Genomic DNA, 13,819 nt, shown 5'->3' on the forward strand with positions numbered 1-13,819 from the left:
TAAACATGTGGTTAAACGATAAAGTTTTTTTGATTAGGTGCGTTTTGTGTTGAACTATCAGTGATGATGTCGCGTTTAGCATTAAAAATTAAATCGTTATGACAATGAAATTTAAGGTAATTTTCTTCTTTATCGCCTTCATGGCGTATTTTGGAGTAAACAAGTCGGAAGCCTGTTCGCGTATACTTTATGTCGGTGACACGACGGAAACCACGACGTCAGGCAATCTTTTGCGTATAGTAGGGCGGTCGCTTGATTGGAAAACGCCTATACCCACCAACCTCTATGTCTATCCGCGCGGCATGAAGAAAAAGGGTACTGACAAGCCGGGTGCGGTGACATGGACCTCACGTTATGGCGCTGTCTATGCCGTAGGTTATGACGGCGGCATAACAGAGGGAATGAATGAGAAGGGGCTTGTAGTGAACGGACTGTTCTGCAAGGGCACTGTCTATACCAACGGGGAGGATGCCGGACGTCCCGGCATGTCGCTTGCCATGTTTATAGCGTGGCTGCTTGACATGAACGAGACTACACCCGAGGTTGTGGCTGTGTTGAAAGAGCATAATTTCAGTATCTCGGGTGCTACTTTTGACGGTGGAACAGCGTCGACTCTTCACTGGGGCATCACCGACGCCGAGGGCAGAAGCGCGATTCTTGAATTTGACAACGGTGTAGTCAAGGTTTATGAAGGAGAGGATATGCCGGCTATGACCAATGACCCGCAGTTTCCTGCCATGACGGCAATCAACGATTACTGGCAGAAGGTGGGTGGTGTAAACATGCTCCCCGGCACTGTCAAGAGTCCCGACCGCTTTGTAAGAGGATATTTTTATCAAGGTCATGTGAAGCGCACAAATGACGCCGACCTTGGACTGTCGATTATACGCAGTATATTGATGAATGTATCGGTGCCTTATGAATATACGGTAGAGACGGAGCCTAATGTGTCATCGACACAGTGGCGCTCTTTCAGCAACATTCGTGACAGGCTGTATTATTTCGATATAGTGACTAATCCCGGAGTGTTTTATATCGACTTGAAGAAATGTGACCTTCGTCCCGGTGCATCAGTGATGAAGCTTGACACATCCAAATCGCAGGATTACATCGGTGATGTGACCTCGAAGCTTGTAAAACACGCTCCTTTCACCCCGATGTATTAGTCTTTTAGGCGTGGTTTGTGGCATTTGAGTCATAAACCGCGCCTGTCATTTTTTATATAAAGATAAAAATAGTAATTTTGTGAATAGTTAAAATTGTAAAATGAGATTGAGGGGATTACTATGTGCCGTTATGGTGTTTTTGGCAATTTGCGCTAATGTGGCGCATGGTGCTGAAACTGAAAACTACACTTCTATTCCTGCGATTTCGCCTGATTCATGTGAAACCGTGTCAGCCGTCGCGGCGGTCGATACCTTGCCTCCGCTTGAAGGTAAAAACTGGGTCTACCGGCTTTTCAATTCCGGATTCCGTATTAACGACCCCCGTATAAGGTATCCTAAGTTTGCTCAGTTCTGTGTTGATGTCTATAACTGGGGCGACCGCACATTTAATTCATATGACCCCGACTATGTAGTAGGTACCGGTAAAAACTGGAAGATAATAGGAAAGTCTTACAACTGGGCTCAGAGCTATATGCTGACATTTTCTAAAAATACATCCATAAGGATGATTTCAGATGTCTACAGCGATGTCGGTGCCCACTTGTGTTTCATGGCTGTCAGTGTCGGTTATGACTTCAATGCCAATGAATTCATAGGCGAGCCGGTGTCCAACCGTACCAACTTCGAGTTTAATTTTACATGTGCGCTTTTTGCCGCCAACTATCAGCGCTCGTCGACCAAGGGCGGCGCCCACGTCACAAAGTTCGGAAAGTTCAAGCCGTCATATAACAAGGAACTTAATTTCAGTTTTGACGGAGTGAACCAGGAGTCTACGGTAGTTGACGTGTATTATTTTTTCAATCACCGCAAGTATTCGCAGGCGGCGGCTTACTGTTATTCCAAATATCAACTCAAGAGTGCCGGTTCTGTAATCGCCGGCTTCAATTATACCCATCAGCAGATAGGTCTTGATTTCTCGATGCTTCCCGCCGACATGCTTGCTTATCTGCCGGGTGACTATGACCATTATAATTTCCGGTATACCGACTACGATTTAATGGTCGGTTATGCCTATAACTGCGTGATGAAACCACGCAAATGGCTGTTCAATATCACCGTTTTGCCTTCAATAGGCTACAAACATTCTTACGAGGATTCTACCGAGGGCAGGAAAGATATGTTTTCGACCAATATCAAGGCCATGACATCGTTTGTGTTTAATCACAGAAGCCTCTTTGCGTCTATGTCAGTGCGGTTTGACGGGCGTGCGTATTATGGTGACGGCTACACATTTTTCAATTCCAACGAGTCAGTCACTTTTCAGATAGGAGTGCGATTCTGACAAATATTTTGTATAGGTCAATAAAAACGGTTATAAGAATTGTTATAGAAGTGTAATTCATAACAATTTCTTATGGCTCACGACATAATATTTCTGATATTAGGTATCATACTGATAATTGCCGGCGGTAATTATCTTACTGACGGGGCGTCGGCTGTGGCTCGCCATTTCAAGGTGTCCAATCTTGTAATAGGACTGACGGTCGTCGCTTTCGGTTCTTCGACTCCTGACTTTGTAGTGTGTCTAACCTCGACTTTGAGCGGCAAGTCGCAGCTTGCCCTTGGCGATGTCGTGGGAGCCAATATATTTGACATTCTTCTCGTAGTGGGTATAGTGGCGCTGGTCAATCCTATACATATCAGCAAGGATATGCTCTGGAAGGACCTTCCGATGCTTGCGCTTGCCTCTTTGGCACTGTTTTTCTGCGGTGACGACCGGTTGTTTGACGGTACGGCTGATTATATAAGCCGAACTGACGGGCTTATGCTTCTTGCTTTTTTCGCGATATTCATGGCTTACACATTTGAAATGGCGCGTGAACCACAGCCGCTTGTACCTGCAAATGCCACGGAAAATACATCAAATAAAGATGCCGGCGGAGGCAAGGGTATGAAAATGTGGCTTGCCGCAGTCTGTATAGCCGGCGGACTTGCCGCTCTTGTCGTGGGCGGTAACTGGATAGTCGACGGAGCGTCGGGAATAGCCTTGAAGGCGGGTCTGTCGGAAGGGATGGTAGGTCTTACAATCGTGGCGATAGGCAGTTCTGTGCCTGACCTTGCCACTTCAGTTGTTGCTGCCGTGAAGAAGCAGCCGGGGATAGCCCTGGGAAATGTGGTCGGGGCGTGTATATTTAATGTGTTTTTTATAATAGGTCTTTGTGCCACAATCAGGCCGCTTGACACAGGTACAATATCACTGGTCGATTTCAGCACGCTTGTAGGCGGGTCGCTGTTGCTGTGGCTGTTTGGTCAGATAATAGGAAAGCGGGTGATAACCCGTGGCGAGGGTGTTGTCCTCGCCCTGGGTTATGTCGCTTATATAACTTATCTTATTGTCAAGGCTGTAGGCTAAGAGTGGGTCTCTACCGCAGCCGACGGTGGCAACGCCGCGTTACGCTCGTCGACCGCCGCCACTACAGCGTTTCCAAGTTCCATGAATGCCTCGCCGGTAATGCTGTCTTTCAGAGCTATCGGGGCGCCGCAGTCGCCTCCTTCACAGATGGTGCCTACGATAGGTATCTGCGCGAGCACTTTCACGTCAAGTTCTTCGGCGAGCTTTACGGCGCCGTCGCGTCCGAAGATGTAGTAGCGTTCGTCGGGATGGGCGGCGGGGGTGAACCATGCCATGTTTTCAACTATGCCGAGTACCGGGACATTTACCTTTTCATCGGTGAACATCGCGATTCCCTTGCGGGCATCGGCAAGAGCCACTTCCTGGGGTGTGCTGACAATCACCACGCCGGTTATGCCGAGAGTCTGGACAAGCGTAAGGTGGATGTCGCTCGTGCCCGGGGGCATGTCGATGAGGAAATAGTCAAGCTCGCCCCATGATGCCTGGGTGATAAGCTGGTTGAGGGCGCGTGATGCCATTGCGCCTCGCCATAGCACAGGGGAGTTCTTGTCGACGAGAAATCCTATCGAGAGCAGCTTGACGCCATATTTCTCTATGGGCACAATCATGTCTTGACCATCTACATTTTCCATATAGATAGGCTCGTCTTCCACACCAAACATCTTAGGAACCGACGGACCGAAAATGTCAGCGTCAAGCAATCCTACTTTGTAGCCGAGACGCGCAAGAGCGACAGCAAGGTTGCTCGCCACGGTGGATTTACCTACACCGCCTTTGCCCGATGACACACCGATGATGTTCTTTACTTTCGGGAGAGGGCGTTCATCGGCCTTGGGAGCGGGATTTTCCTTGCGGAATTTCACGCTTATGCGGTCTTTGACGTCAATTTCCGGAGAGATGAATGTGGTGAGTGCAGTCTCAGCGGCTTTCACAAGTGATTTTACGAAGGGGTCGGTAGGCTTGTCAAATATAAGCGAGAAGCTCACTTTGTTGCCGTCGATGCGTATGTCATCCTCGACCATGCCGAGTTCCACGATATTTTTTCCGTTACCGGGATAGCGCACGTTGGTGAGCGCGTCAAGAATCAGATTGGGATATAATGTCTCCATATAGGTGATTTTTTAGATTTTTAGAGTTAACATTTGTCGGGACACTGGAGTTCGCCGCGCGAGAAACTGCGATAAGTGTCAGGCTCTATCTCCACGTCAGGTTCCGACAGGGTTGTGGCGTGGTCAAGATGCCAGGAAATGTATTTTATGGTCAGTCCGCGGTCAAGCCATTGCTGCTCGTAGAATGTTCGTATGTTCAAGATGTCGCTTACACCCTGCGGGTCATGATACAGGTCGGAGGTGTCGGTAACCTTTTTGAACCCGTTATGCTCCACCATATATTGGGTATAGGTGTAAAGGAAGGGGCTGTCGCTTTTCAGATGTATGATGCCGTTGTCGCGTATTACCTGTCGGTAAAGGTCCATGAATCGTGTTCCGGTAAGGCGCTTGGTTACTTTTTTCATCTGCGGGTCGGGAAATGTTATCCATATCTCGTCAACCTCGTCGGGTGAGAAGAAGTGGGGAAGCAGCTCGATGCTTGTGCGCAGGAACGCAGCGTTTTTAATGCCGCGGTCGCGCACCTGGCGTGCGCCTGTCCACATTCGCGCACCTTTTATATCGATGCCGATGAAGTTTTTGTCGGGAAATCGCTCGGCGAGCCCCACTGTGTATTCGCCTTTACCACAGCCGAGTTCAAGCACTATAGGATTATCGTTGCCGAAATAGTCGCGTCCCCAGCTTCCTTTCATCGGGAAGCCTTTTTCCCGAAGTATGCCGAATGGATATTGGAATACACATTCCATTGACTCCATTTCGCTGAATTTTCTTAATTTATTTTTTCCCATATCAGGTCACTTTATATTTAATATTTTTTCGACGCGGCGGCTGCCGTCGTCATATACAGTCACAATTATGTCTATTTCTGAAACCCGGTAGACGGTCACGCTCTTTATCTGTGCAGTCACAGGGAGCGCAGCAGAAGCTTCCGTGGCGAGAGTGATGTTGAAATCGCGCCATTGAGGCGATGACATGAAGCGTTCGCTAAAATCAGGACTGACAATCAGCCGTATATCTTGTTGAGGCAATCCGTGCCACACATTCTCTCCAAGCCGCGGCACATCGTCAACCCCTGTAGCGTCAATCCGCGACAGTCTTGTCATGCCTTCCATCGCCCCGGAGCCGATATAACTTAACGGTGACGGTAGCTTTATGCCTGTTACCCCTGCCGTGCAGGCAAGCGAGAAATCGCCGATAGAATGTAACGATTCCGGCAGGTCAATCTCGGTAAGCGTAGCGCATCCGAAAAGCGCGGCGTCACCGATGCTGTCAACTGATGCAGGGAGATATATCTTGCCGAGCCTGTCGCAAGAGGCAAAACACCTGTCACCTATGTGGCGCAGTTTCTTGCAGTGGCTCAGGTCAATATCTTCAATGGCGGTGGCGGCAAACGCATCGGCTTCGATGCTCTCCAGCGATGAAGGCAACTCCACTTCACGCAATGACTTGCACCCTCTGAACAATCCTTTCGGAATTACTGTGACACCTTCAGGTATCGCGGCTCTGATAAGATGGTGGCAGTCGGCAAATGCGTATTGACCTATTTTGGTGAGCCCTTGCGGGATGTCGGCTGTCTTGACTCCTGTCCCCGCATATGCTCCTTCTCCTATTGCCGTGGTGCCGTCGGGTAGACCGAGGGCGGTAACCGACAGGTCTCCTGTAAAAGCGTAGTCGGCTACGGTCGCAGCCGACAGTGGTGACAGCATAAGCATAAACACCGCTGCCAGGAAAAACGGGCAATGGACGCGTTTTTTCATATAAGCAGGGAAAATGTTACGCCAAGATATGCGAGCAGCAACAGAGCCAGCAGGATTATGCTGAGCTCGCGGCGCCCGACATAGCAGCGATAGGCGTAATATGCACTTAGAATGGCGTATATCGGAAATAGATATATAAGCATCTTCCAGTTGCCGCTGTCTTCCTCAACAGGCAGTGAGGCAATCACCATAGGCCATGAGAACAGAGGGAGCAGCATGATTAAAATTACCACTGTCATCCACCAGGGCGGGCGGTTATAGCTGTTATTATCCATAGGGTTCAGTTTTTCCGGTTTTTATTGCGGCGATATTCCTCTACAGTTAGCTCGATACCCTTCTCAAGCGACACTTTAGGATTGAACCCGAAGTCGCGGCGCGAATCGGAGATGTCGGCACTCCAGTTACGCTGCTTCATGATTTTATACTTGTCGGAGTTCAGTGTCGACGGCTTCATTTTCAGTATGCCATATTTTTCCGCCACAACGCTCGCCACCTTTGCCATCCAGAGCGGGAGCCTCAGGGGTATCACAAATTTCTTACCGAGCTTGTCGGCTACTATCCTGCGAAATTCCGACTGTGTATAGGCGCGGTCCTCGCTGATTATGTATTTGCGGTGCAGCGGCGCTTTTTCAAGAGCCTCAAACATAGCTTCCACAAGGTCGTCGACATAGATGAATGTGAGCAGCTGTTTGCGGAATCCCACCCCGAAATCCCAATGACTGTCGATACACTTTATCATCATCAGATAGTCTTTCTCGTGTGGTCCGTAGACTCCTGTCGGGCGGAATATAATCCACGGAAAATCCGGCTTCATCTCCAGGAGGGTCTCGCTCTTGATTTTTGACATGCCGTATTTTGTGTTCGGGTCAGGGATGGTCTTTGACGTGTAAGGCTGATAAGTCTTTTCATCGACCGGACCGAGAGCGCTCAGGCTGCTTATATACAGGAATCGCTGCGGGGTCATGCCGGTTGCTTCCAGTTCCTCTACGAATGAACGCAGATAGCCGAAGTTTATGCGGTTGAAGTCAGAGTAGTTGGTCACCTTTGTGGCGCCGAGATTATATATAATCCAGTCCCATTTCTCACCTTCGGGCAGAGCTGATTTCAGCACACTCCCTATTGATTCCGCGGAATCGTAGTCAAAAGTCACGAAATGCAGCCTTTCATCAGTGAGATAGTGACGTGAGGTGGACTCTCTTACCCCTACCCAGGTCTCATAGCCGCGACGCAGGCTTTCGGCAGCTATAAAACCGCCTATGAATCCTCCAGCGCCGATTATCAATACACGTTTCATGTCGAGCAATGTTTATGGCTCAAATTTACACATAAATCGCGAGATTTCAAAAGGTCAAGGCCGCTACAGCTTATCGGTCGTTGATACCGTGCCTGGAGCAATCGTCTAATCGCCGATGTCTCTCCAGCGATTCAAGCGGTTTCTTATTTCGGTTTTTGGTAGTCGGGAGTTGATGACAAATAATTCTTCAAGTCTGTCTGCCGCCGTTAAAGCTGATATGATACCATGCCTCACAAGCTCATCAAATACGAATAAGATTCCATGCACTTCAATCGACTGTTGTTCGGCATATCGTCTCAGCCGTCGGTCGCCTGTTAGCATCGGGACTTTATATTTCCTCGCGAAAAAGCATACAGAGCAATCGGGTATGGAGAGATTGCCGGAAACAGCGGAATGTTCCGCTACAATTTCCATTACCTCGTCGGCGGTGAATCCATCAACTATGATATTCTTTCCATCAACAAGCTCATCAAAAATCTTGCGCTGGTCAGAGTCTTCAATTTCCGCCACTACAAAATCCACGGTATGAATCTCATATGGCAACTGACACAAGTCTTTCAATAAACCTACCGAATGAAGGTCGATGAAGATATTTGTATCGTTTACTAATATCTTCATTCTTTATACGAGCTTGAGTTGGTTCCTTACACTGTCAATAGAAGTATTGAGCAGTGTTGCCGCTTTTGAAAACGAGATGATTTCGTCAGCTACCGCACGATATACCATTCTGACAAATCTGCCGGAGGTCTCGGAAATAAAAAGCGATTTATCAACAATCTCATTGAAATCAGGGAAAAGTTTTTTCTTTTTAAGATAGACTTGGTATCTTCTTCCGCTTATGACTCCTATCTCTTTAAGAGACAGCATGATATTGTCTATTGAAACGCCATATTGCTTCTGGATGTCTCTTAATTCAGCCAACGATATGTCATGACGTATATTGCCCAACCGTCCTTTCAGCACTGATGAAGGCACAAGCATTTCCGAGGCAAACACATTGCAAAGGTTCTCAATTATTTTTGAATCGGATTCACCGGGATATTCCATTATGAGATGTCCGAGTTCGTGTAGCAAAGTAAAACGCTTCTCTTCAGAAGCCAGATTTCGATTTACCACAATTACCGGAATCGTGTCGTTGGCGTAGCCGCTAAGGCCTCCGAATGATTGGTCTTCTGAAATCTCAATAATTTTTATACCATTATCTTCAAGCACCTCTGTCACATTTGAGATGCCATCAAGTCCGAGACCGAGTTTGGCACGTACTTCTGTGGCATATTCCCTTGCCATTTCAATAGAGTTGACCTTTCTTTTACCGAGCATGAATTCAGTCTGGCTTTCACATAGCTCCTCTATTTCAAGGTATCTCTCCAGCTCCTCTCTGACTTTTTCGCGTATAGACGCGATTATACGCTCTGATGTGCCGGCTTTTTTATTGAACATTATTTTGTCAACCGCAACAGTAAAAGGTCGGAAGAAATAGTCAGGCTTGACATCCAGTGCCGTACTGAAAGCTATCAGCATGCGGCTGTCAGGCATAGTGTGCCCCTTTTCGTACTTGTTTATTGCCTGACGGGTCACTATGGGATGAACTCTTTTTCCAAGTTCATCCATCGTGAGTCCCTTTATAAGGCGCGCCCGGTTGAGCCTTCGTCCGAATATGTTGTCAGTGTCTTTGGTCATATTAGAGAAATTTTTGGTTGACAAATTTATGAAATATTTCTCATTTGTAAACCATGCTATGCCATAAAAAGTTTATATATACAAAAAGAGCCGGGACAGTGCCCGGCTCTTTTGAGGTGTATCGTGTAGATAAATCAGTCTCTTGAGCTGCCGAAGAAACGGAGCAGATAGAGGAAGAGGTTGATGAAATCGAGATACAGGGAGAGAGCGCCTATGGTGGCAAGACGTGACACGGAGAAACCTCCGTTGTATTCTGCCATGCGCTTGATCTGCTGGGTGTCCCAGGCGGTAAGTCCGATGAAAATCAGGACACCGGCTATTGACACAATCCATTCAAGGGTAGAGTTGGCCCAGAATATGTTGACCACGCTGGCGATTATAAGCCCTATCAGCGCCATAAACAGGAAGTTGCCTATTTTTGTAAGGTCACGGCTCGTGAAGTAGCCGTAGACACTCATGGCTCCGAACACTCCCGACGTTATTATGAACGTCTTGAAGATAGACACCGGGGTGTATGCGTAAAATATGAGTGAGAAAGTTACACCGTTAAGTATGGCAAACGCATAAAACAGCAGTGTGGCAACCGGAGAGCTGATTTTGTTGACTGCTCCGCTGATGCCAAATACCATCAGAAGTTCTGCAATGAGAAGTCCCCAGTATACCCAACGGTGAGTGGCGAGGAAATATACGAGATTGGGGATGCATGAGCATATCCAGGCCGCGCCTGCTGTAACGAGCAGCGCGAGAAACATCTTTACATAAACGCGCTTCATGACCTGCGATACGCGGCTGTCAAGCGACTGTGAGTTGAATGAATCTAAATTGTAATTATTCATAATTATTAATTGGTGTTTAGAGAGATAACGTATCAGCCGCGCCTTGTGTGACGCTGCCGATGTTAAATTATGTTACATGCGCTCCGGCACCTCGATTCCGAGAAGTGACATGCCGCTCTTTACCACGGCAGCCACCTCGGTGCTGAGGGCGAGACGCAATGAGCGTACAGCCGCGTCTTCCTCGTTGAGGATGGAGTAGTCGTGGTAGAACTGATTGTATTCTTTCACGAGGTCATAGACGTAGTTGGCTATGAGTGCCGGTGAATAGCTGCGTCCTGCTTCGGCTACCACCGCTGGATAGTCGGCAAGATGCTGTATGAGCGAAATCTCCTTTTCATTAGGTTTGACTGTTTCATATCCCTCAGCCTTGTAGCCGGCATCGGCGGCCTTGCGAAGCACTGAACGTATACGGGCATAGGTGTATTGAATGAATGGTCCGGTGTTTCCGTTGAAGTCGATTGACTCTTTGGGGTTGAACGTCATGTTTTTGCGCGGGTCAACCTTCAGGAGGAAGTATTTCAGTGCGCCCATTCCTACTATTCGCGCTATTTCTTCCGACTCTTCGGGAGTGAAATCGCCTTTTCCGCGTTCAGCCGATACTTCGCGTGCGCCCTGTATCATCTCGTCCATAAGGTCGTCGGCATCTACTACTGTGCCTTCGCGGCTCTTCATCTTTCCTTCGGGAAGCTCCACCATTCCGTAGGAGAAATGCACAAGATCCTTACCCCACTTGAATCCGAGCCTGTCGAGAAGCAGTGAAAGCACCTGGAAGTGGTAGTTTTGCTCGTTGCCTACGACATAAATCATCTTGTCAATCGGGAAATCCTGGTAGCGGAGCTTGGCGGTGCCGATATCCTGGGTCATGTAGACCGACGTGCCGTCGCTGCGGAGCAACAGCTTGTGGTCAAGTCCCGCATCGGTAAGGTCAGCCCATACTGAGCCGTCCTCCTTGCGATACATTATGCCCTTTTCTATGCCTTCAAGCACCTTGTCTTTACCTTCAAGATAAGTGTTGCTCTCGTAATATATCTTGTCGAAGTCCACACCGAGACGCTTGTAGGTCTCGTCAAATCCGGCATATACCCAGTCGTTCATCATTTCCCACAGAGCGCGCACCTCCGGGTCTTTCTGCTCCCAGCGGCGAAGCATCTCTCGCGCCTCAAGCATGAGCGGTGACTGCTTTTCAGCTTCTTCCTCGCTTAGCCCTTTTGCGACAAGCTCTTTCAGTTCAGCCTTGTAGTGCTTGTCAAATAACACATAGAAGTCGCCGATGAGGTGGTCGCCCTTCTTTCCGGTCGATTCCGGGGTGGCTCCTTCGCCCCATTTTTTCCATGCAAGCATCGACTTGCAGATGTGTATGCCTCGGTCGTTGACTATGTTGGTCTTTACGACGCGGTTGCCACAGGCGGCAAGGATGCGTGACAGGCTGTAGCCGAGCAGGTTGTTGCGCACGTGTCCGAGGTGAAGCGGCTTGTTGGTGTTTGGCGAAGAGTATTCGACCATTACAAGCGGGCTGTCGTCGGTGGCTTTCACAAATCCGTAGTCGGGGGTGTCGGCGATGTGACGGAGCATCGAGGTGAAGTAACCCGGCTCGATCACGATGTTGAGAAATCCCTTGATTACATTGAAGCGGTCGACAGCCGGCTCGTTGTCCACAAGCCAGTCGCCTATCTCGGTTCCCACCGCCTCGGGTGACTTCCGGGCTGCTTTCACCCAAGGAAACACTACGACAGTGAGGTTGCCCTCAAATTCCTTCTTGGTAGTCTGCGGCACAATTGACGCAGGGTCGGTCTCGACTCCGTAGAGTTCCTTGACCGCGCGTGCCACTGCCTGAGCTATAATGCTATCTATCGACATTATCTTTTGGTTTAAATTAATTTTTGCGGGTAACTTATGGCTGCAAAGATAATGTATTTTTTGCATTTTATTTTCAACCGACGCATAAAGTTGCTACCTTTGCGGCATATATATTATTCACGCGTTATGACTTACGAATATGACTATTTGGTGATAGGGTCGGGCATTGCGGGCATGAGTTTTGCCCTGAAAGTAGCCGGGACCGGTAAAGTGGCGTTGATTTGCAAGACAAATCTTGAAGAAGCCAACACCTATTTTGCCCAGGGCGGAGTGGCGTCGGTCACTAATCTTGAGGTAGATAATTTCGACAAGCATATCGAAGATACCATGATTGCCGGCGACTGGCTGAGCGACCGTGCCGCTGTCGAAAAAGTGGTAAAAGGAGCGCCGCAACAGATTAAGGAGCTCATCGGGTGGGGCGTCAACTTTGACAAGAATGAGAATGGCGACTTTGACCTGCACCGTGAAGGCGGACACTCCGAATTCAGAATACTCCACCATAAGGACAATACCGGGGCGGAGATTCAGGAAAGTCTTGTAAAGGCGGTAAGAAACAATCCGAACATCGACATATTTGACAATCACTTTGCCATCGAGATAATAACCCAGCACCATCTGGGCAAAATAGTGACACGCCGCACTCCCGACATCACATGTTACGGTGCCTATGTGCTTAACCCTTCCAACGGCAAGGTTGACACTTTCCTGGCGCGTGTGACGCTTATCGCCACCGGCGGAGTGGGGGCGGTCTACACCACCACCACCAATCCTCTTGTCGCTACAGGCGACGGAATCGCTATGGTCTACAGGGCAAAAGGCACGGTGAAAGACATGGAGTTTATCCAGTTTCACCCTACGGCGTTATATCACCCCGGCGACCGCCCGTCGTTTCTTATCACGGAGGCTATGCGCGGTTACGGCGCGGTGCTCCGCAACAAGCGCGGCGAAGAGTTCATGCATAAATATGACCCGCGACTGTCGCTCGCTCCGCGTGACATAGTGGCGCGTGCCATCGACTCGGAGATGAAGCAGTATGGCGACGAGCATGTGTATCTCGACGTCACCCATAAGGATCCGGAAGAGACTAAAAAGCATTTCCCCAACATATATCAGAAGTGTCTGTCGCTCGGTATAGACATAACGAAGGATTATATACCTGTCGCGCCCGCCGCCCATTATCTCTGCGGCGGAATAAAGGTCGACACCAATGGCGAGTCGTCGATAAAGCGCCTGTATGCGGTAGGCGAGTGTTCTTGCACGGGACTGCACGGCGGCAACCGTCTTGCGTCCAATTCGCTTATCGAGGCTGTGGTCTACGCCGATGCCGCCGCCCGCCACGCGATGGAGGTGAAGGATCATTACAGTTACCGTCACGATGTGCCGCAGTGGAATGATGAAGGCACCCGCCATCCTGAAGAAATGGTGCTGATTACCCAGAGCATAAAGGAGGTGGGGCAGATTATGTCAACCTACGTGGGCATTGTGCGCAGCGACCTGCGTCTTAAAAGGGCATGGAACAGGCTTGACATCCTTTATGAGGAGACCGAAAAACTGTTCAAATGTTCAAAGGCGAGCCGTGAGATATGTGAGCTGCGCAACATTATAAATGTAGGGTATCTTATCATGCGTCAGGCTATGGAGCGCAAGGAGTCGCGCGGTCTTCACTACACGGTCGATTATCCTCACACTGAACGCCGTGGGGAATAATCCCGCTCGTGTCATGCAATCTTTGCCGTCATGTCGCGTTATAGAGTTATGAGGATTCTGTTC

Annotated in this window: 13 protein-coding genes; 4 read left to right on the plus strand and 9 right to left on the minus strand. The window is 49.0% G+C overall.

Going from position 1 to position 13,819, the window contains the following annotated elements:
- The first annotated feature begins 98 nt into the window (after positions 1–98).
- The 3 genes from E4T81_RS07900 to E4T81_RS07910 all read left to right on the plus strand — a co-directional run bounded on the left by E4T81_RS07900 (position 99) and on the right by E4T81_RS07910 (position 3,519).
- Entirely contained in the window at positions 99–1,166 is a 1,068-nt protein-coding gene (locus E4T81_RS07900; RefSeq protein WP_135043146.1) for a linear amide C-N hydrolase, read from the plus strand.
- A gap of 157 nt (positions 1,167–1,323) precedes the next feature.
- Positions 1,324–2,448 carry a DUF4421 domain-containing protein gene (locus E4T81_RS07905; protein WP_167761791.1) on the plus strand — a complete coding sequence of 375 codons (1,125 nt, stop codon included), beginning with the start codon at positions 1,324–1,326 and terminating at the stop codon, positions 2,446–2,448.
- Between the two features lie 72 nt (positions 2,449–2,520).
- Positions 2,521–3,519, plus strand: a complete 999-nt coding sequence (locus E4T81_RS07910) for a calcium/sodium antiporter (protein ID WP_135043150.1) — start codon at positions 2,521–2,523, stop codon at positions 3,517–3,519.
- Here E4T81_RS07910 and E4T81_RS07915 read toward each other — a convergent pair.
- The 9 genes from E4T81_RS07915 to argS all read right to left on the minus strand — a co-directional run bounded on the left by E4T81_RS07915 (position 3,516) and on the right by argS (position 12,049).
- The gene (locus E4T81_RS07915; RefSeq protein ID WP_135043152.1) at positions 3,516–4,628 is read right to left on the minus strand and encodes an Mrp/NBP35 family ATP-binding protein; all 1,113 of its coding nucleotides are present in this window, start codon (positions 4,626–4,628) and stop codon (positions 3,516–3,518) included. The two genes, E4T81_RS07910 and E4T81_RS07915, sit on opposite strands and share 4 nt — an antisense overlap.
- Before the next feature lie 26 nt (positions 4,629–4,654).
- Positions 4,655–5,413, minus strand: a complete 759-nt coding sequence (trmB, locus tag E4T81_RS07920; RefSeq protein WP_135043154.1) for a tRNA (guanosine(46)-N7)-methyltransferase TrmB — start codon at positions 5,411–5,413, stop codon at positions 4,655–4,657.
- A 6-nt stretch (positions 5,414–5,419) separates the two neighbouring features.
- Entirely contained in the window at positions 5,420–6,382 is a 963-nt protein-coding gene (locus E4T81_RS07925) for a leucine-rich repeat domain-containing protein (protein WP_135043156.1), read from the minus strand.
- Positions 6,379–6,657, minus strand: a complete 279-nt coding sequence (locus E4T81_RS07930; RefSeq protein WP_135043158.1) for a hypothetical protein — start codon at positions 6,655–6,657, stop codon at positions 6,379–6,381. The genes E4T81_RS07925 and E4T81_RS07930 overlap by 4 nt, the downstream gene beginning before the upstream one ends.
- 5 nt (positions 6,658–6,662) lie before the next feature.
- Positions 6,663–7,676, minus strand: a complete 1,014-nt coding sequence (locus tag E4T81_RS07935; RefSeq protein WP_135043160.1) for an NAD(P)-dependent oxidoreductase — start codon at positions 7,674–7,676, stop codon at positions 6,663–6,665.
- A gap of 105 nt (positions 7,677–7,781) precedes the next feature.
- Positions 7,782–8,294 (minus strand): type II toxin-antitoxin system VapC family toxin, encoded by a 513-nt coding sequence (locus E4T81_RS07940; RefSeq protein ID WP_135043161.1) that lies wholly within the window; start codon positions 8,292–8,294, stop codon positions 7,782–7,784.
- A 3-nt stretch (positions 8,295–8,297) separates the two neighbouring features.
- Positions 8,298–9,356, minus strand: coding sequence for an ImmA/IrrE family metallo-endopeptidase (locus E4T81_RS07945; protein WP_135043163.1), 1,059 nt, complete (start codon positions 9,354–9,356; stop codon positions 8,298–8,300).
- 134 nt (positions 9,357–9,490) lie between these two features.
- Positions 9,491–10,192 (minus strand): Bax inhibitor-1/YccA family protein, encoded by a 702-nt coding sequence (locus tag E4T81_RS07950; protein ID WP_135043165.1) that lies wholly within the window; start codon positions 10,190–10,192, stop codon positions 9,491–9,493.
- Between the two features lie 72 nt (positions 10,193–10,264).
- The gene (gene argS, locus E4T81_RS07955) at positions 10,265–12,049 is read right to left on the minus strand and encodes an arginine--tRNA ligase (protein WP_135043168.1); all 1,785 of its coding nucleotides are present in this window, start codon (positions 12,047–12,049) and stop codon (positions 10,265–10,267) included.
- Positions 12,050–12,175: 126 nt separating this feature from the next.
- Between argS and nadB the strand changes: the two genes are divergently transcribed.
- A complete protein-coding gene (nadB, locus tag E4T81_RS07960) occupies positions 12,176–13,756 on the plus strand; it encodes an L-aspartate oxidase (RefSeq protein ID WP_135043170.1) in 1,581 nt (526 codons plus the stop codon).
- Positions 13,757–13,819 lie beyond the last annotated feature (63 nt).

This window comes from Barnesiella sp. WM24 (genome assembly GCF_004570975.1).
GTDB lineage: Bacteria > Bacteroidota > Bacteroidia > Bacteroidales > Muribaculaceae > Muribaculum.

Bases quoted from the DNA above. Each gene is read 5' to 3' on its own strand.
- argS (WP_135043168.1), bottom strand. From the start codon at position 12,049: ATGTCGATAGATAGCATTATAGCTCAGGCAGTGGCACGCGCGGTCAAG.
- trmB (WP_135043154.1), bottom strand. From the start codon at position 5,413: ATGGGAAAAAATAAATTAAGAAAATTCAGCGAAATGGAGTCAATGGAA.
- E4T81_RS07900 (WP_135043146.1), top strand. From the start codon at position 99: ATGACAATGAAATTTAAGGTAATTTTCTTCTTTATCGCCTTCATGGCG.
- E4T81_RS07950 (WP_135043165.1), bottom strand. From the start codon at position 10,192: ATGAATAATTACAATTTAGATTCATTCAACTCACAGTCGCTTGACAGC.
- nadB (WP_135043170.1), top strand. From the start codon at position 12,176: ATGACTTACGAATATGACTATTTGGTGATAGGGTCGGGCATTGCGGGC.
- E4T81_RS07925 (WP_135043156.1), bottom strand. From the start codon at position 6,382: ATGAAAAAACGCGTCCATTGCCCGTTTTTCCTGGCAGCGGTGTTTATG.
- E4T81_RS07945 (WP_135043163.1), bottom strand. From the start codon at position 9,356: ATGACCAAAGACACTGACAACATATTCGGACGAAGGCTCAACCGGGCG.
- E4T81_RS07915 (WP_135043152.1), bottom strand. From the start codon at position 4,628: ATGGAGACATTATATCCCAATCTGATTCTTGACGCGCTCACCAACGTG.
- E4T81_RS07930 (WP_135043158.1), bottom strand. From the start codon at position 6,657: ATGGATAATAACAGCTATAACCGCCCGCCCTGGTGGATGACAGTGGTA.
- E4T81_RS07935 (WP_135043160.1), bottom strand. From the start codon at position 7,676: ATGAAACGTGTATTGATAATCGGCGCTGGAGGATTCATAGGCGGTTTT.
- E4T81_RS07910 (WP_135043150.1), top strand. From the start codon at position 2,521: ATGGCTCACGACATAATATTTCTGATATTAGGTATCATACTGATAATT.
- E4T81_RS07940 (WP_135043161.1), bottom strand. From the start codon at position 8,294: ATGAAGATATTAGTAAACGATACAAATATCTTCATCGACCTTCATTCG.